At 32.7% G+C, this 21,031-nt stretch carries 21 protein-coding genes; 14 read left to right on the top strand and 7 right to left on the bottom strand.

The features are described from left to right. Nucleotides 1-9 precede the first annotated feature (9 nt). Nucleotides 10-774 (top strand): class I SAM-dependent methyltransferase, encoded by a 765-nt coding sequence (locus PQ462_RS07555; RefSeq protein WP_274252975.1) that lies wholly within the window; start codon nt 10-12, stop codon nt 772-774. A gap of 93 nt (nt 775-867) precedes the next feature. After that, on the top strand, nt 868-1,536 hold the full coding sequence (locus PQ462_RS07550) for a ZIP family metal transporter (RefSeq protein ID WP_073409717.1): 669 nt from the start codon (nt 868-870) through the stop codon (nt 1,534-1,536). Nucleotides 1,537-1,609: 73 nt separating this feature from the next. Here PQ462_RS07550 and PQ462_RS07545 read toward each other — a convergent pair whose 3' ends face one another. Both PQ462_RS07545 and PQ462_RS07540 read right to left on the bottom strand, forming a co-directional pair. Next, nucleotides 1,610-3,997 (bottom strand): TonB-dependent receptor domain-containing protein, encoded by a 2,388-nt coding sequence (locus tag PQ462_RS07545; RefSeq protein ID WP_274252974.1) that lies wholly within the window; start codon nt 3,995-3,997, stop codon nt 1,610-1,612. A 156-nt stretch (nt 3,998-4,153) separates the two neighbouring features. Beyond that, nucleotides 4,154-5,293 carry a helix-turn-helix domain-containing protein gene (locus PQ462_RS07540; protein WP_274252973.1) on the bottom strand — a complete coding sequence of 380 codons (1,140 nt, stop codon included), beginning with the start codon at nt 5,291-5,293 and terminating at the stop codon, nt 4,154-4,156. 167 nt (nt 5,294-5,460) lie between these two features. On the opposite strand from PQ462_RS07540, the gene murQ reads away from it, so the two are divergent. The 5 genes from murQ (at nt 5,461) to PQ462_RS07515 (ending at nt 7,745) form a co-directional block, all read left to right on the top strand. Then, nucleotides 5,461-6,273, top strand: a complete 813-nt coding sequence (gene murQ, locus PQ462_RS07535) for an N-acetylmuramic acid 6-phosphate etherase (RefSeq protein WP_012024556.1) — start codon at nt 5,461-5,463, stop codon at nt 6,271-6,273. Nucleotides 6,274-6,412: 139 nt separating this feature from the next. After that, a complete protein-coding gene (locus PQ462_RS07530; protein ID WP_073409714.1) occupies nt 6,413-6,634 on the top strand; it encodes a DUF6095 family protein in 222 nt (73 codons plus the stop codon). 27 nt (nt 6,635-6,661) lie between these two features. Continuing rightward, nucleotides 6,662-6,892 carry a hypothetical protein gene (locus PQ462_RS07525; RefSeq protein ID WP_012024554.1) on the top strand — a complete coding sequence of 77 codons (231 nt, stop codon included), beginning with the start codon at nt 6,662-6,664 and terminating at the stop codon, nt 6,890-6,892. Then, nucleotides 6,877-7,185: a type II toxin-antitoxin system RelE/ParE family toxin gene (locus PQ462_RS07520; protein ID WP_274252971.1), complete on the top strand. Its 309-nt coding sequence runs from the start codon at nt 6,877-6,879 to the stop codon at nt 7,183-7,185. The genes PQ462_RS07525 and PQ462_RS07520 overlap by 16 nt, the downstream gene beginning before the upstream one ends. Further along, nucleotides 7,173-7,745, top strand: coding sequence for a pentapeptide repeat-containing protein (locus PQ462_RS07515; protein ID WP_274252970.1), 573 nt, complete (start codon nt 7,173-7,175; stop codon nt 7,743-7,745). The genes PQ462_RS07520 and PQ462_RS07515 overlap by 13 nt, the downstream gene beginning before the upstream one ends. 22 nt (nt 7,746-7,767) lie before the next feature. On the opposite strand, the gene PQ462_RS07510 is transcribed toward PQ462_RS07515, so the two are convergent. Next, a complete protein-coding gene (locus tag PQ462_RS07510) occupies nt 7,768-8,571 on the bottom strand; it encodes a DNA alkylation repair protein (RefSeq protein WP_274252969.1) in 804 nt (267 codons plus the stop codon). Continuing rightward, the gene (locus tag PQ462_RS07505; RefSeq protein ID WP_274252968.1) at nt 8,568-9,206 is read right to left on the bottom strand and encodes a peroxiredoxin-like family protein; all 639 of its coding nucleotides are present in this window, start codon (nt 9,204-9,206) and stop codon (nt 8,568-8,570) included. The genes PQ462_RS07510 and PQ462_RS07505 overlap by 4 nt, the downstream gene beginning before the upstream one ends. Before the next feature lie 99 nt (nt 9,207-9,305). Here PQ462_RS07505 and PQ462_RS07500 point away from each other — a divergent pair, with 99 nt between their 5' ends. The 7 genes from PQ462_RS07500 (at nt 9,306) to PQ462_RS07470 (ending at nt 16,871) form a co-directional block, all read left to right on the top strand. After that, on the top strand, nt 9,306-9,656 hold the full coding sequence (locus tag PQ462_RS07500; RefSeq protein ID WP_012024549.1) for a winged helix-turn-helix transcriptional regulator: 351 nt from the start codon (nt 9,306-9,308) through the stop codon (nt 9,654-9,656). Between the two features lie 12 nt (nt 9,657-9,668). Further along, a complete protein-coding gene (locus PQ462_RS07495) occupies nt 9,669-10,244 on the top strand; it encodes a DUF1572 family protein (RefSeq protein WP_274252967.1) in 576 nt (191 codons plus the stop codon). A 29-nt stretch (nt 10,245-10,273) separates the two neighbouring features. Next, on the top strand, nt 10,274-10,645 hold the full coding sequence (locus tag PQ462_RS07490; protein WP_044048306.1) for a hypothetical protein: 372 nt from the start codon (nt 10,274-10,276) through the stop codon (nt 10,643-10,645). A 185-nt stretch (nt 10,646-10,830) separates the two neighbouring features. After that, on the top strand, nt 10,831-12,750 hold the full coding sequence (locus PQ462_RS07485) for a DUF294 nucleotidyltransferase-like domain-containing protein (protein WP_274252966.1): 1,920 nt from the start codon (nt 10,831-10,833) through the stop codon (nt 12,748-12,750). A 1-nt stretch (nt 12,751) separates the two neighbouring features. Next, complete coding sequence (locus PQ462_RS07480; RefSeq protein ID WP_149207932.1) at nt 12,752-13,381, top strand: 3'-5' exonuclease; 630 nt, start codon at nt 12,752-12,754, stop codon at nt 13,379-13,381. Between the two features lie 156 nt (nt 13,382-13,537). Beyond that, nucleotides 13,538-15,019: a hypothetical protein gene (locus PQ462_RS07475; protein ID WP_274252964.1), complete on the top strand. Its 1,482-nt coding sequence runs from the start codon at nt 13,538-13,540 to the stop codon at nt 15,017-15,019. 67 nt (nt 15,020-15,086) lie between these two features. After that, on the top strand, nt 15,087-16,871 hold the full coding sequence (locus tag PQ462_RS07470) for a cytochrome-c peroxidase (RefSeq protein WP_274252963.1): 1,785 nt from the start codon (nt 15,087-15,089) through the stop codon (nt 16,869-16,871). A 56-nt stretch (nt 16,872-16,927) separates the two neighbouring features. On the opposite strand, the gene PQ462_RS07465 is transcribed toward PQ462_RS07470, so the two are convergent. The 3 genes from PQ462_RS07465 to PQ462_RS07455 form a co-directional block, all read right to left on the bottom strand. After that, on the bottom strand, nt 16,928-17,260 hold the full coding sequence (locus tag PQ462_RS07465; RefSeq protein WP_274252962.1) for a hypothetical protein: 333 nt from the start codon (nt 17,258-17,260) through the stop codon (nt 16,928-16,930). A gap of 155 nt (nt 17,261-17,415) precedes the next feature. Next, on the bottom strand, nt 17,416-18,147 hold the full coding sequence (locus PQ462_RS07460) for a hypothetical protein (protein WP_274252961.1): 732 nt from the start codon (nt 18,145-18,147) through the stop codon (nt 17,416-17,418). 157 nt (nt 18,148-18,304) lie between these two features. Further along, nucleotides 18,305-21,025 (bottom strand): DNA gyrase/topoisomerase IV subunit A, encoded by a 2,721-nt coding sequence (locus PQ462_RS07455; protein WP_274252960.1) that lies wholly within the window; start codon nt 21,023-21,025, stop codon nt 18,305-18,307. Between the last annotated feature and the right edge of the window lie 6 nt (nt 21,026-21,031).

Genomic DNA, 21,031 nt, shown 5'->3' with positions numbered 1-21,031 from the left:
ATAGAATAAATGTCTGACGCACCGAACTCATCAACACCAAATCAGGAAAGAAACACTGAAAACTGGTTTACATCATGGTTTGATACTCCATATTATCATATTCTGTATAAGGATAGAAACTATAGAGAAGCTCAGATTTTCATGGATAATTTAACGCATTATTTAAATCTTCCCGAAAAAGCTAAAGTTCTTGACTTAGCCTGCGGAAAAGGACGCCATTCTATTTACTTAAACCAATTAGGTTATAATGTTTTAGGCGCAGATTTATCTGAAAACAGCATCGCCGAAGCCAATAAAAACAGCAACGAACATCTTCATTTTAAAGTGCACGATATGCGCGAACCTTTTGAGGAAAAATTCGATGCCATTTTTAATCTTTTTACTAGCTTTGGTTACTTCGAAAATGATGATGATAACCTGACAACACTAAAAGCCATAAAAGAAAGCTTATCTGAATATGGTTTTGCCGTTATCGATTTTATGAATGTAAATCAGGTAATTGAAACTCTCGTTCCTCAAGAAGTTAAAACTGTTGACGGAATTGATTTTCACATCAAAAGATATGTGGAAAACGGGCATATTTTAAAAGAAATTGATTTTGAAGACCAAGGCAGTAAATACCATTTTACAGAAAAAGTAAAAGCCTTAACTTTAAAAGATTTTCAGGATTTAATGGATGAAGCCGGAATCTATCTTTTAGATATCTTTGGAGATTATAAGCTTAAAAAATTCCATAAAACCGAAAGCGAAAGATTAATCATGATTTTTAAGTAGGTTTAATCGTTTACTGTTAATTTGTTTAATCGCTTGAACAAGTTGACCCAAAAAACCGATTAAACGATTAAACAAAAAAACGATTAAACAAAAATGAATTATCTACTACCCTTATTTTCTGTACTTTTAGGATATAGTGTGGCTTTGTTTATAAAACCCGAAAACAAAACCAATTTAAAATTGCTTCTGGCATTCAGCGGTTCATTTTTGTTATCGTTAACTGTAATGCATCTTCTGCCGGAAGTTTACAGTACTCACAATCATAAAATTGGAATATTTATAATGATTGGGATTTTATTTCAGATTGTTTTGGAATTTTTCTCAAAAGGAGCCGAACACGGACATGTTCATGGTCATGCAAAAATGTCACAGATTCCGTGGCTGCTTTTCATCAGTTTGTGCATTCATGCCTTTTTAGAAGGATTTCCGGTAAGTCATCATCATGATCTGGCGGTTGGAATTGCCATTCATCATTTACCAATTGCCGTGATTCTAACGACATTTTTCATTAATGCCGATCTTAACAAAAAAGCCATTTTTGCTTTTATGCTGACTTTTGCCCTCATGACACCGCTTGGAACTATTGCTTCTCAATATTTACAATTCTTAAACGATTATTATACCGAAATAACAGCCATTGTAATTGGTATTTTATTCCATATTTCTTCGACCATTATTTTTGAAAGCAGCGAAGGACATAAATTTAATATCGCCAAAGTTTCGATGATCGTTCTCGGAATTATATTGGCATCATTTTTATAATAAATTAATTTAGATAATGTGTCAATTATATAATAAGATAATTTTCTAATTGACACATTATCTAATTATCTAATTACTTACCTGTTCGTTTTTTCTCCTCTTTATTTCCAAAATCACGTTCCTGAACTTTAATTTTCTTATTTCCAAAATTATACGTTGCAGACAATCTCACAAATCGGTTACTTTCATTTTGGCTGTAAACCTGCACTACTCCATTTACAATCGATTTATAATCTTTTAAATAAGAAGTATTAAAAATATCATTCACCAAAAAAGTCAATTGCAGATTGTTTTTCATGAAACTTTGTCTAATTGCAATATTCAATCCCGCCATATAACCAATTTCATATAAACCTTTTTTGAAAGGTGAACTGTAAAAATATTCCAATTGCAGTTTCGTAGTTTCACTCAGTGAAAAAGAATTTTCGGTTGTAAAATAAAGCTGTGCACTATTTGACGGAACCGCATTTATATTTGAAATAAATGAAGTTTTTGAACCTAAAAGATAAACCGAAGTCTGTGTTTCAAACCAGTTTGTAACTTCTGCCGAATAGCTTTCACCAATTCCAAAAGAACTTTCGTCAAAATAATTCTCTCTCGTTACAATCTGCGTATTGATTTCAGGATTTGAAGTAAAAACAACGCCGTAACCATTAGTAGTTTTATTAAAGAAAAGATTAGTTCTTAAATTCTTTTTAAACGAATATGTAAAATCGAAATTATTACTGAAAGATGGTCTTAAAAACGGATTTCCTTCTGAATAACTGTTACTGTTAATATAAGATCGAAACGGGTTTAATAATCCAAATCCCGGACGGTTAATACGTTTTCCGTAAGTAAAATTAAAACCATGATTGTCATTTAACTGATAATCTAGATACAAACTCGTAAACAGTTTTAAATAATCATTTTTTACTTCTTGATCTAAAGTTGCAGAATAACCGTTTGTCTGCGTATTTTCTAATCGGAAACCAAGCTGAACAGAGAATTTATCATTGATTTTTTTATTTCCATTCAAATAAACTGCCTGATTATTTTCTTTGTATTCAAATACGTTCGACTGATTGGGATCCAAAACTTCGCTTCCAGAAATGGTATTGTAATAAAACACATCGCTGTTACTTTTTACAAAACTTACTTTTCCTCCGTAAGACAAATTAACAGCTTGCATTGGATGTTCAAAATCAGCTTTTAAACTAAAATTATCAATATTCTGGTTAGAGTTGTTTCGTGCTGCCTGATTCGTATTTTGATACGTTCCGTCTGGCAGATACGATTTGGCTGTGAAATTTTTATCAAATTTTGAGTCGTAAGTAAAATAGTCCAGATCAACACTTACTTTTCTGCCAATAGAATCCAGTTTCGAAATCAAATGTGTGTTATAAGTCTGGCTTCCTGAATATTTATTATTAAAACCTTTATTTATAAGGACAGAATCTATTGAATTTGAATTATTAAAAATGGAAATAACTGTATTCGAATTCATATCAGGATTATAACTTTCGTTTAAATACTGAAAACCAATTGTAGTTTTATCTGAAACATCATAATCTAAAGAAAAACGTCCCGAAATACTGTTTTCTTTTTGCTTAGAAACGTCTCTTAATTCCCAAAGCCCTGTTGGATAATAAATATCTAAATCTTCCGTATTATTGGTGTTTCCAATTCTTCCATTTCCGCTGAAAGCAAATCTAAATTTATTTTTGTTGTAGAAAAAACTGTTTCTCAAAGTATAAATTCCGTACTTATTTTGGTCGTAAGAGATTGTAGTCGCATTTTTCCATGAATCGCGCATTCCTTTTTTCAAAATGATATTGATGATGCCGCCTGTTCCATTTGCTTCATATTTTGCCGGCGGATTCGCAATAACTTCGATACTTTTAATATCATTGGCAGAAATAGATTTTAAATAACTATTTAATTCTTCGCCCGATAATTCAATCATTCTGCCATCGATCATCACTCTCGACGCACCTTTTCCTAAAATATTGATAACATTGTTATGCACCACAACGCCCGGAGCCGTATTTATGGCCGTAAGCGCATCTCCGCCAGTTACTGAAATATTATTTTCGACATTATAAACTACACGATCTATTTTTTGTTCTATTGTTTTCTTTTTGGTTTGAATTACAACTTCTCCCAAATTGGTTGTGGTTTCTTTCAAAATAATGATTCCTAAATCTGTTTCTTTTTCTATTGAAATTTCTTTTTCATATTCTGAAAATCCCAAAAGACTGATTGTAATTTTATAAGTTCCTTTTTTAAGATTGATTTCAAAACTTCCGTCTTGTTTCGTTGTCGTTCCATCAATAATTTTCCCTTCTGAATTGGATACAGAAACATCTGCCCATTCTAACCCTGCAGTTTCATTTGACACTTTTCCTTTTAATTTTAAAGTTGACTGCGCTAAACAAAACAAAGGCAATAATAAAAAGATAAGGAGATTTGACTTTTTCATAATTTCTAATTTTAACTTGTTCGATTAATTTGAAGCAAAGCTGCGTTAGAAAATCTCCCTGCGCGACCGACAAAAAAAAGTCGAACCATTTTCTAATTCAAAAATTGGTTCGACTTTATTTGTTATGAAGTACGACTTTTTACAAAACGTTTATTTTCAACTGTTTCTATAAGCCGTTGGCGTTAAATTGGTATATTTTTTAAAAGAAGTATTAAACGAAGATTTTGAATTAAAACCTACTTCGTATAAAATTTCTAAAACTGTAAGCTCTTTTTTTGATGGATTTTTCAAAATACTCATGGCTTTTTGAATGCGGTATTCGTTTACAAAATCAAAAAAATGCTGATCGATATGATGATTTATCAAAACTGATAAATCCCGAACGGGAATATTGATTTGGTTTGCCAATTCCTGTATCGTTAGTGACGGATCGAGATAAGGTTCTTTATCAGTCATATAGTCTCTTAAAGTCTCGATTTGAGCAGTAATTACATCGTTTTGAGAGTTTGCGGTTTCTGATTTTATTTCGCCTTGTGGCATAATATCTTTTGTGAGTTTCAGCTTAGAGTTGATTCCCCTGAAAAGTTCCGGATGATTCAGGGCTTTCATTATAAACCAGCAGGTAATCAATAACGCAATGCTTCCTACCAAAACATTGGCCCAGAGAAAGGTTTCGTTTAAATCTGTATATCGCAATAACGTTTTTAATACTACAATAATATGTGCGATCAGGAAAACGGTTGTCATTTGAAAAAGCCACATATAAGTTGAAAAACCTGTATTGGCGTAATTCTCTAAATAAAGTTTTTTGTATTTCTTTAAAATTAAAAATACACCCACAATATAATATACATACTGAAACTCAACAATTGAACGAAAAATCAACATTTCGGGCATTTGATTGTGTATTCTAAAAAACTGTATTTTCTCTACTTCACCTGCCAGATAAAACCTTGGAACAAAAATTAAATTAACAGCCAAAAACGGAAGGAGATGCCATAAATGTTTCCACTGTAATCTAAAATCAGAATAACATACAGCAAGAACAAATAAATAAAACAAAGGCATTCCTAGCAGACAGGTTGTCCATCTAAAAACCTCAAGATCAAATTGTCTGTCAATAAATTCATAGAAAAAAAATCCGCTTAGATCAATCGCAGATAAAATAAAAAAGAAAGCAAATAAACGATTAGCAAGTTTATTTTGAGTTTTTACCGTAAATAAAAAGAAAGCCAGAAGCATAGAAACAAAAACAGCAATCCAGGCAATACCATTCAAAAAACTTAGTTTATCCATTTGTCAATTAATATTAAACAAATATAATATTTTAGTTCTTGTAACAAAACGGCTTGTGAGTAGTCTTTATACAGAAAAATAAGAAGAAAAAAAAGAGTATAAATCTTTGAGACTTTGCAAGATTGAGATAAAAAATATTAATTTTGACTGGTCTAAATAACACTAAAATGACATTTACGAAAACCACTGAACAATCATCAAAATACGAGCATTTAGAAAAAATGTCTGTTCATGAATTGTTATCAAATATTAATCAGGAAGACAAAACTGTTCCTTATGCAGTAGAAAAAGCTCTTCCGCAAATAGAAGCTTTAGTACCGCAAATCGTGGCAAAATTAAAGCTTGGCGGAAGATTATTTTATATAGGAGCAGGTACTTCTGGCAGACTTGGTGTGGTAGATGCATCTGAATGTCCTCCAACTTTTGGTGTTCCGTTTGATTTAGTAAATGGCATAATTGCCGGCGGCGACACTGCTATTCGTCGTGCAGTAGAAAATGCCGAAGACAATGCAGCACAAGCCTGGATTGATTTGCAAGCGCATAATATTGGCGAAAATGATGTGGTTATAGGAATTGCGGCTTCTGGAACAACTCCGTACGTTATTGGCGGATTAGAGACTTGCAATCAAAATAATATAGTTACAGGCTGTATTACAAACAATGCCGGAAGTCCGCTGGCGTTAACGGCAAAATTTCCTATTGAAGTTGTAGTGGGACCTGAATTTGTTACCGGAAGTTCAAGAATGAAAGCCGGAACAGCTCAAAAACTGGTTTTAAATATGATTTCGACTGCTTCGATGATTCAGCTTGGAAAAGTAAAGGGCAACAAAATGGTCGATATGCAGCTAAGCAACATAAAACTGGTTGATCGCGGCGTAAAAATGATTATGGGAGAAATTCCGGTTTCGTACGAAGAAGCTTCAGAATTATTAAAAAAATACGGCAGTGTAAGAAACGCTGTTGACAATTATATAAAGTAAAAGGTTTTCTGCGTAATTATTTAACCGCAAAGCGCGCAAAGGTTTTTTCGCAAAGTACGCAAAGTTTAAATTAATAATCTTTGTCAAAGTTTTAAACTTGAAACAAAGCAGACCTGAAACTTGAAACAAAAAAAATAAAATGGCAACAAACAAACAATTATTAGGCAAAGGAATTAAATATCTAACAGGCGCTCTGCCTTTAATGTTTATTGGGCCGTCATTGATTTATAATGCTTTTATGAATCAGCATACAAATTGGCATTACTTAGTTTTAGGGATTGGAATTGCGGCTTGTCTGAGTTCTATGGTTTTGATTTTCTTAGGATTGAAAATCATTATGAAGGGAATTTTTAATGACTAATTTGTATCTTTACTAAAATTCTTTATTATGGATATACAGGCAGAAATAAATTGGATTCATCAGGAAATTGATAAAGTAAAAGATCCTTCTTTTGTAGAAAAACTAAAACATCTTTTACAATCAATTAATAATACCTCAGTTGACTCAGATGCGTCTTATAATTTAGACATCGAAAATGCCTTAAACAATATAAAAAAAGGTAATTTTTATACTGAAGACGAAGCAAAAGAGATTGCAAAAAAATGGGGAAGAAAATAATTTGGTCAAGCGATGCTTTAGATCAATTAGAAGACATTCATTTTTACATTTTCTTCGAAAGTAAATCAATTAAAATTGCAGACAAGGTTGTCAATACAATTTTTGACAGCACAGATATACTGAAAACACAGCCGGAAGTTTATAAGTTAGACAAACAAAAAAATAAAAACGACGGTAGTTTTAGAGTTTATTTCGTTTATAACTATGCTGTTTCATATCAAGTAACAGAAGAAAACATCTATATTCTTCGAGTTCGTCACAATGCACAGAAACCCCAAACATGGAAGAAATAATTCAAATTCAGAAAACATTTGAGAAAGTTGTTTATATTGATAAAAGAATAAACAACAGGGAATTTGAAGACTGTGTGTTTAAAAACTGTGATTTTTCGAATAGTAATTTCGGCTCTAATACATTTTTGGATTGTGAATTTATTGACTGTAACTTATCTATGACAACTCTAGCCGGAACGAGTTTAAAAAATGTGAGTTTTAGAAACTGTAAACTTCTGGGAATTGCTTTTAATGAATGTGATGATTTCTTATTTCAGGTTCATTTTGAAGACTGCACTTTAGATTATGCTGTTTTTTCAAATAAAAAAATGCCAAAAACAAAATTCATCAATTCTTCGGTGCGTGAAGTGACTTTTATTGGTACTAATTTAACAAGTTCAGTTTTTGACAATTGTAATCTTGACGGCGCTATTTTTAATGAAACCCAATTGGCAGGTGTCAATTTTAAAACAGCTTATAATTATAAAATCGATCCAGAATTCAACCCAATGAGAAAAGCACAATTTTCTACAGAGGGAATTGTTGGACTTTTAGATAAATACGATATTAAGATCGTATAAATAATTTTAAACAGCATAAATTTTACTTTTCAATTGTTCTCAGTGCTTTCTTTATAATATAGGCAGTTTCTTTTGTTGGACTTTCTGTCTGCCATTTTTGACATAAATCTTTAACAAAATCCGGCCGCGATTTGCTTGCATCATTGAGCCAGTTACCTACACTATCCTGAACATATTTAGAAGAATCCGATTTCAGTAAATCTAAAATTTTCAAAGCTGATTCTGGTTTTTTCTTAAGTTCTTCGACATGTTCACACCAAACACCTCTTGGTCTTATTGCTTCAGTTGCAAAACGTCGGATATTTTCATCTTCAGATGAAGCCCATTTTAATAAAATTTCCAGGCTTTTGTCTAAATTATTTGTAATATTTTGGCGGACAGCTAACCATGAAATTTCCCGAACTCCAAAATGTTTATCGGCAGCCAAAAACTGAATCTGCTCTAACATTTCTTCAATTGTAAATTTGGGATTTCTGCCAATTGCATATGCTGACCAGCATCGAACTAAATCTGATTTATGCTTAGAAATAATTGATACTATTTTTAAATCATTATTTAAAACTGACTGTTTTAATATTCCTATTCCAATTGCTTCGTTTATTGTATTTACTGTTTGCTTTTTTAAACTCCTAGCATCTATTAAAACAGGTTCTAGATATTCAATTCTATTCAATTCATTTAATACATTCTCAAGAAGCACAATTTGATCTACTGCCAGCCATTCAACCAAATTTGCTGATTCAATTTCACCTTTATTAAGCTGTTCTAAAATAGAGACCGGAATATCTTTTGTAGATCGCGCCCCTTTACGTTTTACTTCCTTCATAATACGTTAATTAATTCTTCAACATCAATCCTATTCATATAATTTACATTCAGGAATTTATAAATTATAATTCCGTTTTCGTTTACTGCAAAAACAGCAGGAACCGGCAATGTATTTTCTCGATCTTTATTAAAATCTTCAAGATTAATACCAAGAGTTTGATAATGCGGTATAACAAAATCCTGCAGCTGAAAAGTAATCCCTAACTGTTTTGCATAAGCATTATGTAAATCTGTAAGCACTTCAAACTGTAAATTGTGTTTTTCTTTAAGTGTTAAACTATTATCTGAACTCTGCGGTGAAATTGCAACTAAAGTCGTATTTTTTGCCGTAATTCTCAAAAGATTTTCTTGTAATGCTCTTAACTCCAAATTGCAATAAGGACACCAGCTCCCTCTGTAAAACGCGATTATCATTTTTCCATTCCTCAAAATACTTTCAGATGTAATGGTATCATTTACTGCATTTGGTAAAGAAAAATCTGGAATTTTATCTCCAACTTTTAAACTATTAATTTCTATATTCAGACTTTTCAAATCTTGTATTGATTTTTGGAAAGCTGCCAGTATTTCTTCTGGAACTTGTTTTAAAAGTTCGATATTCAATGTTTCAATTTGATGGGCTAAATCATTCATTCTACTTTAATTTTTGATTATTTTTGCAAAGATCGGAAAGCCGGATAGGTCTGGCAATACCGCATATTTTTGTCTCATAGGGATATAAAAGTCAATTTTATGCAAACAAAGGAACGAAGCACAGAAAATAAAATCTGCCCATTAGAAATTGCTGTAAATACTATCAGCGGAAAATGGAAAATCCCCATTGTCTGGCAGATTAATGATGGAAAAAAAAGACCAAGCGAATTTTTACGCGGTATTGCTAAGGTAGACAGACGTGTTTTAAACCAGCAGTTAAATGAAATGGTTGAAGATGGCATATTAATCAAACATTCTTTTAACGAACTGCCTCCGCGGGTTGAATACACTTTGACCGAAACAGGAAAACAATTAGTCGAAATACTTTGGAAACTAAATGACTGGGGAAAAACACTGATTTCTGAAAACAAAACCGAACTCCAATCTTAAAACATTTCAATCATGAAAACTGATGAATCTTATCTGGAAAGCGTTAAAAAGCAGTTTCTGTATTACAAAATGCTTGGAGAAAAGGCAATGAATCAATTAGAGCCAGAACAGCTTTTTACGGCCATAAATGAAGATACGAACAGTATTGCTGCTATTGTAAAACACATTTCAGGTAATATGCTTTCGCGCTGGACCGATTTTTTAACTTCAGACGGTGAGAAAGAATGGCGAAACCGCGATGCAGAATTTGAAAATGATTTACAGTCAAAAGAAGAAGTTTTAGAGATTTGGAATAAAGGCTGGAATTGTCTCGGAAATGCTTTAGAGAGTTTAAAACCAGAACAGCTTTCAGATATTATTTATATTAGAAATGAAGGCCATACGGTCATCGAAGCCATAAATCGTCAATTAGCGCATTATCCGTATCATGTGGGACAAATCGTTTTTTATGCCAAACAATTGAAAAAGAGTTCATGGGAAAGTTTATCAATTCCGAAAAATAAATCAGGAAATTATAACGCCGAAAAGTTTGCCAAAGAAAAAGAAATCAAGAACTTTACCGATGATGAATTAAAGAGATTGAAATGATAAAAGCCATAGGCTTAAAGCATAAAAAAATGAAAAAAATACTATTCTTATTTCCGGTACTGGCTTTAGTTTCCTGTTATAATGCCGAACACAATTGCAAAGATTTCAAAAACGGAAAATTTAAATTTGAATTTGAAGTAAACGGCGTAAAAAAGGTGACTTTTTTTGAACGCAAGGACAGCATCGAAATTGAAACTTTTGAAGGAAAAACAGATACTGCAACCATTCGCTGGGTAAGTGACTGCGAATATGTACTGCAAAAGAAACATCCAAAAAACATGGCTGAAGAAAAAGCCATAAGCATGAAAATTTTAACAACAGCAAAAGATTCTTATACTTTTGAATTTGGAATGGTTGGTTCTGAAGAGAAACAACGAGGCACTGTTCACAAAGTTGATTAAATCTTATTTTATACTATCAAAGCTCCTTATGGGGCTTTTTTTATGCCGTGAAACCGCTAAGTTTTTTGCATTCCCTTTTTTAAAAACCTTGCAGCTCTGCATCTTTGCCCTTTGCAACTAAAAAATAAACGTGTTTCTTTTACATTTCTATTTTAAATAGTACATTAGAACTCTAATCTAACCCAATGAAAAATACCATTTCGCAAAGAGTTGCCGACTTTTTAAAAAATTATCCGCCTTTTAATTTCCTGCATCCAATGGATCTTGAAAAGCTTTCGGAACAAATTTCTATTGTTTATAAAGATAAAGATGCCGTAATTTTTGCCGAAAATGATAAAACACATGATTCTTTTTATGTGGTTCATAAAGGTGCGGTGGCACTCAAAAAAAACACCAAAAACTCAGTTTTAGATATGTGCGACGAAGGCGATATATTTGGACTTCGTCCGCTTTTGGCACAAGAAAATTACATTATGGAAGCGGTGGCACATGAAGAAAGCATTCTTTACGCCATTCCTATTGCCATTTTTAAACCTTACGCACTTGAAAACAGAAATGTTGGTAATTTCCTGATCGAAAGTTATGCTTCTAACACAAGAAATCCATATTCTGACATTCATAAAGACAAATTATATGGTGATGATCTCTTAAATGAAAACCTGCATTCCAGCAATCATTCTTTTGATTTAGCGCCAATAAAATATTCAAAAAAAATAGTAACCTGCAGTCCGTCAACTACCGTTAAAGAAATTGCGAGGATAATGAATAAAAAGAAAGTCGGAGCGATTTTAATTGTAGACGAAATGCTGCCAATAGGGATTTTGACAGATAAAGATCTCCGCAATAAAATTGTAACAGGAGATTTTCCGATAACCACAACGGCTGAAACGATAATGACAAAACCTGTTATTACGTATCCCAAAAAAATGACTGTTACAGAAGCTCAAATGGCCATGATGAAAAGCAACATCAGCCATTTATGCCTTACTAAAGATGGTACAGTTAATACCAAAGCTGTCGGGATTTTGTCGAAACACGATGTAATGGTCGCTTTAGGAAATAATCCAGCCGTTTTAATTAAAGCTTTAAAAAGAGCCAAAAAAACAAAGGAAATAAAACCTATTCGAAACCAAATCATGCAGCTGCTTCAGGGATATTTAGATCAAAATATTCCGATGACTTTAATTTCTAAAATCATAACAGAACTCAATGAGGCATGTACGACTCGTGTTATTGAAATCTGTTTAGAAAAAATGAGCAGTCCGCCGCCGGTAAAATTTGCATGGCTGGCAATGGGAAGTCAGGGACGCGGTGAACAAATGCTTCATACAGATCAGGATAATGCGATTGTTTACGAAAATGTAAACGAAGTTTTTAGGGAAGAAACGAAAATTTATTTCCTGAAATTTGCAGGACTTGTTAATAAAGGTCTTTTTGAAATTGGTTACGATTATTGCCCTGCAGATATGATGGCATCGAGTCCAAAATGGTGTATGAGTCTGGATGAATGGAAAAATCAGGTACACCATTGGATTACCAATCCGGGGAAAAATGAGGTTTTATTGTCGTTCATTTTCTTTGATTACAGCATGACATACGGCGACGCTGCAACTGTAGATCAATTATCAGAATATATTTTTGAAACCATAAAAGCAAACCCTATTTTTTATATGCATTTAGTGAGCGGTGCTTTACAAAGCCCATCTCCTACTGGTTTCTTCAGACAATTTTTAGTAGAACAAGACGGTGCCAATAAAGATAATTTTGATATTAAACGAAGAGCTTTAATGCCGTTGACAGATGCTGCGCGTGTTTTAATTTTATCACATTCTGTAAAGTCAATCAGCAATACAGCAGAACGTTTTGAAAAACTAGCCGAACTCGAACCAAATAATCGTGAATTGTATTTATCATGTTCATATTCTTTTAAAGCTTTACTGAAATTCAGGACCAAACAAGGTCTTTTACATCATGATTCGGGTCAGTTTATTGAACTTGAATCTCTAACCAAAATGGAAAAAATTAAACTGAAACGCACTTTTAAAACCATTAAAGAGCTTCAGGAATTAATTTCTGTTCGTTTTAATATTTCAAACCTGGTATAAAATGGGATTATTCAGTTTTTGGAAAAAAGAAGAAAATCTCTTCGATGAAAGTATCACTATAGAAGAAACCAGGTTTGTGGTTTTAGATACCGAAACTACTGGTTTTGATTATGAAAATGACCGAATTTTATGCATTGGCGCTTTGGCATTACAAAACGGCGTAATTTCGGTTCAGGATAGTTTTGAAATATATTTACATCAGGATCATTATGATAAATCGACAGCACAGATTCACGGAATTTTAAAAGATCTGCTTGTTAAACGTCCAACAGAATTAGAAGCTTTACAACAGTTTTTAGATTTTTTAGGCGATTCAATAATCATAGCTCATCATACCATTTTTGATGTTACTATGATTAATAAAGCTCTCGAAAGAAACGGACTGCCTCAACTCACAAATAAAACTTTAGATACGGCTTATTTGTACAAAAAAACTCTGATTCAGTCACATTTATTTGAGCGAAAGGATCATTATACATTAGATGATCTGGCAGATAAATTCGACATTTCTAAAAAAGACAGGCACACTGCTTTGGGAGATGCTTATATAACTGCTATTGCTTTTCTTAAAATTGTAAAAAAATTACGAGAGAAAAAGGCCGTTTCGTTAAATCAGCTTTTTAAAAATTAAGATATTTTTATGAAACTTAAATTTACATTTGGCTGAAAATTTTACGTTTTAGTAATACAAGACTTATTATTTGTTAGCAATAAGAAAAAATTCACGTAACATGTATTTTATTTTTGAAGGATAGCTTTGCTTAATCAAAAAAATAAAAACACAGTTATGAAATTAAATTTTCTAAAATCAATTGCACTGCTTGGTATTACAGGTTTCTCTGTAATAAGCTGTCAGAATGATGACAAAGATTCTTCAAACGATGTAAATTCAAGCATCGATTTTACTTCACATTCAAAAGTTCCTGCTTTTGTTTATCCAATGACAGGTTTTGAAAACTTAAAAATCAGCACTTTAATCGCAAGTTCTGATGTTTTACCAGAATCACCTTCATTTGTTTATGGTGCACAGCCAGATGGTGCAGGATTAATGAGAAATCCAAATGGTGAAGGTTACATCATGATTACAAATCACGAAATCCTTCAATCAGTTTCAAGAGTTTATTTAGATAAAACTTTCAAACCTGTAAAAGGAGATTATATAGTTGACGGCGTTGGAGGTTTAACACGTTTATGTTCTGCGACTTTGGCTACTCCTGAAATCCACGGCTTTGGACCAATCTTTTTAACTGCCGGAGAAAGCGGTCAGGAAAGTATGGTTCACGGAATTAATCCGCTTGGATTATCTTCTGATAAAGCAAGAACAGACAGAGTTTTGCCAGCTTTAGGAAAAGCAAGTATGGAAAACGCTGTTCCACTTACAAAAGAAGCATATCCTGGAAAAACAGTTATTTTAATTGGAGAAGATCAATCGTATGCAACTTCTCACGTAAGTGCCGGACAATTAATCATGTACATCGGTTCTTCTGTTGGTGACTTATCAAACGGAAAACTATATGCTTTAAAAAGAACAGATGGAAATCAGGTTGAAACTTCTATGACTTTAAATAATTCATATCCAGTTGAATTTGTTGAAATTCCAAATGCTAAAAACCTAACTGGAGCTGTTATTAATACTACTGTAAACGACTTAAAAGCCATTCGTTTATCAAGAGTTGAAGATGTTGATTACAGAAAAGGAAGCGCAAGCAATAATAGAGAAATCTATTTTACAGCGACTGGTCAGGCAACAAACAACGCTCCTGTTGAAGGATATACAATGTGGGGAAGAGTTTATAAATTGAAATTGGATGCTTCTAACCCATTAAAAGGAACTTTAGAATTAGCTGTTGAAGGTGACAGTACTCCAGGAACCGGAATTATCAATCCAGACAATTTATGTGTAACTGAAAACTACGTTTACATTCAGGAAGATGGTGACAGTTATTATGCTGATGCAAAACACGATTCATATATCTGGCAGTACAGCATCGCGACAAAACAAAATAAACCGTGGTTAAACATGAACCATAAAAGAACTGATGCTGCATGGAATGGACTTTACAACCAAACTGGCGAAATGAGATTTGGAAGCTGGGAATTTGGTGCTATGGAAGACATTTCAGATATCATTGGTGTTCCGGATACTTTTACGGTAAATATTCACCCTCATACCTGGCAGAGTGATGCATTTAAAAATGCAGACGGTTCTGGTACTCAAACTAATAAAGAGGGAGGTCAAACTGTAATTATCAGAAACGTACAACGATAATAATTTCGTTTAAATCATAAAACAACCCTTATTTTTCAATAAGGGTTGTTTCTATTACAATACTATTATGAAATTAAAACATTTTACTTTCCTGATTTTACTACTTTGTTTTTTATTTTCATGTCAGAAGAATGAAAAATCAAAAGCAACAATACAACAAGATTTACTTATTGATTTAAGTAAACTAAATAATGAAATTGCTCAATTTCAAAAACTTGTAAATAACAATTCTTCTCAAAAAGAAATTGTAGAACAGTTTAAAAAATCGCGTCTGGTTTATAAAAAAGTCGAATGGGCAATTGAATATTTTGTTCCCGAAACTGCCCGATTTATGAACGGTCCAGCTCTTGACGAAATGGAACTGGAAGAAAACAGATCTTTTGAACCTCACGGTTTTCAGGTTATGGAAGAAATGATTTTTCCAGAATATAATTCTGAAAGTAAAGAAGATTTAATTCGGGAACTGAATATTTTCCTGGCGAATATTAAACAGTTAAAAAGTACTTTTGAAGTTATTACAGTAAGTGATGATTATGTTCTGGATGCTGTTCAGCAAAATGTATTTCGTGTGATTGCTCTGGGAATTACAGGTTTTGACAGTCCAATTTTACAATCTTCCATTCCCGAAGCAGGAGAAAGTTTAATTTCGATTCCTGAATCTCTTTCAAGAATTAATTCAAACAATAAATCATTAGCAGAATTAAAAAATCTGACTGAAAAAGCTCAAAAATATTGTGCCGCTAATAATAATTTCAATGCCTTTAACAGAGCTGTTTTTATAAGTGAATATTTAAACCCTATTTCGAAAAAGCTAAAAGCTTTCCAGAAAGAAGAAAACATTAAAAACGTAAAGAAAAACAGTCCGCTAAAACCAACAATTGAAACTTTATTTGATAAAGATGCTTTTGATGTAAATGCTTTTGTGCTTTCTAAAGAATATAATTTCACGAAAGAAAAAGCGATTTTAGGCGAAAAACTATTCTATGATAAAAGCCTTTCTAAAAATAACGACCGAAGCTGTGCAACCTGTCATAATCCTGAGAAGGCTTTTACAGACGGGTTAAAAACCAATGTTTCATTAACCGGAATAAATTTACCCCGAAATACTCCTACTCTAACCTATGCTTCGTTACAAAATGCCCAGTTTTGGGATATGCGTCAGCTGGATTTAGAAAAACAAAGTGTAGATGTAATACAGAATAAAGATGAAATGCACGGCTCAATGGAAAATATTCATGCTAAAATTCAATTAGACAAAGAATATATCGATCTTTTCAAAAAAGCCTATCCAGGAAATTCGAAACCTGAAGCCTGGCAGATTCAAAACGCTATTGCAAGTTATGTACGTTCTCTAAACTCTTTTGATTCGAGATTTGACGAATATATGAGAGGAAAGAAAAATGCGTTAAATAATGAAGAAATCGAAGGAATGAACTTGTTTATGGGAAAAGCCAAATGTGCGACCTGCCATTTTACTCCATTGTTTAATGGAACGGTTCCGCCAAGTTATTCTAAAACCGAACACGAAGTTATTGGAACTCCAAATGAACCTTCCGGAAAATCCATAAGCCCGGATAAAGGGCGTTACATATACAATCAAATGCCTCAATTAGTTGGTGCTTTTAAAACTCCTACAGTTAGAAATACTGCAGTTACAGCACCGTATATGCACAACGGAGTTTTCAAAACCCTTGAAGAAGTAGTTTCTTTTTACAATAAAGGCGGTGGAATTGGTTTAGGTTATGAAGTAGAAAACCAAACACTTCCCTTCGACAAACTAAATTTGACTGTAAAAGAAGAACAGGCGCTTGTTGCTTTTATGAAGACACTTACAGATAAAAAATATCAATAAAACCAAAATAATTTTTTAACCCAAAAAAGCCGGAAAATAAGCAATCCGGCTTTTAATTATTTTAAAAATTCACTCTCTTCTTTAAATAAATAAATTTTGTTCTTTTTAAGATTTATCTTACTAAACATTCCCGGAGAATCTGGTCTTCGATATACTTTTTTTACTTCATATTCTTCTTTCTGCAATAATATTATACAATCTTTATTGGATTTTATTTTAGCAGAAAAATAACCAGTACTGTCTGTTTGGGTTGTTATACCATTTATATTGACCTGTACGTCTTTTATTGGTTTTTCTGTATCATAGTCATATACATAACCAAAAAAATTATTATTAGTACAGCTGGATAGTAATATTATCAGAAAAATATATTTGAACTTCAACTTCATTACCTAAAATTATTATTACTCTTTACTTGTATATAAAACATTAATCTAATAGGCATACACTTCATTTTTCTTTACGTTGATGTAATTTTTTCAGTAATAAAAAAGCAGAAATTTCAATATTAGATTGAAATTTCTGCTTTTTTTACATTTTATAATTAGTAAGCGTACTCAACAGTTTCATTACCAGTAGAAAAGTTTGTTATTTTCTCTATTGGAAAATTATTATCATTATATTTATATGTATTGACTTGCTCATAAGTAGAAGTTTGCTTAGTTATGTTATTAGCTGATGTATTATCTGAATCTAATAATAAGTTATAACCTAAAACATTTTTAAATGGATTATTTTGAGTATCATATTCATAAATATATGAATATTCTGCACCATAATATGAAACTTCAAGTTTAACAACATTACCATCTTTATATGTATATTTTCCAGTTGCTCCGTATTCTTCTTCAGCACCTGTTGCAGGAATACCTCTAAACTGATCGTAAGAAATTGTTCCATCTTCATTATGTGTATATTTAGTCTTGTAATAATAAGACTCAGCTGGATGTTTATCTATAGAATTATCTAACTTACCATTAATGTAATTATAGTCAGTTGTTAAATTCAAAGTGCCATTCATATCAAACTCTTCGATTTTTGTTATTAAATCACCTGTATAAGTATACTTAGTTACAGAGCCATTATCTTCGGTCATGCTAACAATTTTATTGCCATTATAAACATAACTTTCACTTGAAGAATGTCCATTATTATCTGTGGTCGTTATCTTTTTTACTAAAATTGAAGAAGTTGAATCAGATGAGTCATTATCATCTTTTGAACAAGAAGTAAATGTAAATGCAATGACACTTACTAAACATAAAATTTTTTTCATGATTTTGATTTTAAATTAATTTGCGAATTTAGATATCAAAATATGAGCAAACCTCCACTAGAAGTTTAAATTATAACAATATAGGGCTGACTAATTTTGCAGTTATAACTAAAATATAAAAACCGCTAAGAATTTCTTCCTAGCGGTTTTTATATTTTTATTCTAAAACCAATCCTATTTGGCCGTCGTCGTCTAATTCTGTTTCTACAGGATCATCTTCTGAAATTTCCGGTTTTTCAGGAATTTCTTCAATTGGTTCTTCGTAAGGAAGCGGATCTAAGAGATTTACTTGTTTTAATTTATCTGTTGTTAATTGATTTCCTAGAGCTTTAAAACCTTTTACAGCTATAAAGTCTTCTACATCAATATGTAAATCGTCTTTTTGAACGCCTTTTACTTTGGCAAAAACCAATTGTGCTACCGGACGATAATCGGTCGAAACAATCTCTAACTGCGAATTTGGATGGTCTGTAATAAAGCTTTCTTCTTTTCCTTCATTTTCAACAAGGAAACGTTTTAAGAAATAACGCTCTTTTTCTCCATCATAATAAATCGCAGAAATTGGTTTTTTAGGTTTCCATTTTTCCAGAACAATCATGTCTTCATCAAAATGAGTCGATAATTCAGGGATTATTACTTTTAATTTACCTGACTGATTAATTATTAAGATTTTGTCTGTTGGTTTAAATTCACCTAACAACTCTCCTCTTGCATCTACATTTAAACGTTTTACAGTATCGTCAAACCAAACTTTTCTTGGCAGTAATGTCGAAATTCCTTTTTCTTTTAATTCGATTTTCTTGATTGGATATTTGGTCACTAAGTTTCCTTTAGAACCACGTCCTTTAATGGCTAACTTAGCAAAATCAATATCGAATTTCAGTTTCTTAATCGTTCCAACCTGACGCAGTAAGATAGTAACTACCTCAGCTTCACCATTTGGATTATGTGAAAAATAAACCACCTGAGAACCGTTTGTACCATTTGTTAAATCGTAAGCTTTATCACGGGTTACTCCTGTAACATTGAAACGTTTTATATAAGACGGCCCTGATTTACCATCGCGGTACATCATGTTATAAATGGTGCGCTTGTCGTTTTTATCAAAAACTGCGACGTGTATAATGTCTTTTCCAATAAAAGTTTTGGCGTCGACTTTGGTTATCATCAATGTTCCGTCTCGTAAAAAAACGATAACATCATCAATATCCGAACAATCACCTACGTATTCATCTTTCTTTAAACTCGTTCCTACGAAACCTTCTTCGCGGTTTACGTAAAGTTTTGTGTTACGCAAAACTACTTTTGTAGCTTCAACGTTATCAAAAACACGAAGCTCTGTCTGACGTTCGCGTCCTTTTCCGTATTTCTCTTTTAATTTAGTAAAGTAAGCAATTGCAAAATCTGTTAAATGTTCCAGATTATGCTCAACTTCTTTCATTTCGTCTTCTAACTTCGCGATTAAATCATCGGCTTTATCAGAGTCGAAACGCGTAATACGAATCATCGGGATTTGAGTCAAACGCTGTAAATCGTCGTCATTAATTTCTCTAACGAATGATTTTTTGAAAGGCTCAAAACGATCGTATAAATATTTGTAAAGTGATTCTCTGTCTCCATATAATTTGAAGTCGATATACATTTCTTCACGAATGAAGATTTTCTCCAAAGTAGAAAAGTGCCACTTATTTTTTAATTCTTCTAACTGAATTTCTAATTCCTGACGAAGTAAATCAACTGTTCTGTGTGTTGAAATCTTCAACATATGAGAAACACCAATAAACAACGGCTTATTGTCTTCGATAACACATCCTAAAGGCGCTACAGAAGTTTCGCAGGCTGTAAATGCAAATAATGCATCAATTGTTTTATCTGGAGAAACACCCGGGAAAAGATGGATTAAAATCTCAACATCAGCAGCCGTATTATCTTCAATTTTCTTGATTTTGATTTTACCTTTATCATTGGCTTTCAAAATACTGTCAATTAAACTCGATGTATTGGTAGAAAACGGAATCTGTGTAATTACCAATGTATTTTTGTCTAATTGCGAAATTTTAGCACGCACACGCACACGTCCGCCGCGCATTCCGTCGTTGTAATTCGAGACGTCGGCAATACCCTGCGTCATAAAATCAGGATAAAGCGTAAAGGGCTTTCCTTTTAAGATTTTAATCGAAGCATCAATTAATTCGTTAAAGTTATGAGGCAGTACTTTTGTTGAAAGTCCCACCGCAATACCTTCTGCTCCCTGCGCTAAAAGCAATGGAAATTTTACCGGAAGATTAATCGGTTCGGCTTTTCTACCGTCATACGATAGTCCCCATTCTGTAATTTTTGGAGAATATAAAACCTCTAAAGCAAACTTAGATAAACGTGCCTCAATATAACGGGGTGCAGCTGCACCATCGCCCGTTAAAATATTTCCCCAGTTACCCTGACAGTCAATTAATAAATCTTTCTGACCAATCTGCACCATTGCGTCACCAATACTTGCATCTCCGTGTGGGTGATACTGCATGGTGTGACCTACAACATTGGCAACTTTATTATAACGACCATCGTCCAGCTCTTTTAAAGAGTGCATAATACGACGCTGAACAGGCTTAAATCCGTCCTCGATAGCAGGAACTGCACGTTCCAGAATCACATACGAAGCATAATCCAAAAACCAGTCCTTGTACATTCCCGTTACTTTAGTAATAACGTCCTCACCTTCTTCTTCCTGATTTTCGTAAAAATGCTGTCCCTCGAAATGCTTCGCATCTACGTTTATAATATCCTCGTCATCTCCATCCTGATTGTCATCCATCAGGTTTTCATCTTGATTATTCTCGTCGTCGTTTGGAATTATGTTATCGTCTTCTTCGTCTTTCATTTAATT

The sequence above is a fragment of the Flavobacterium sp. KACC 22758 genome (genome assembly GCF_028736135.1).
Taxonomy (GTDB): domain Bacteria; phylum Bacteroidota; class Bacteroidia; order Flavobacteriales; family Flavobacteriaceae; genus Flavobacterium; species Flavobacterium johnsoniae.
The sequence above is the reverse complement of the archived record's forward strand: the minus strand, read 5'-3'. Positions and strand labels throughout refer to the sequence as shown.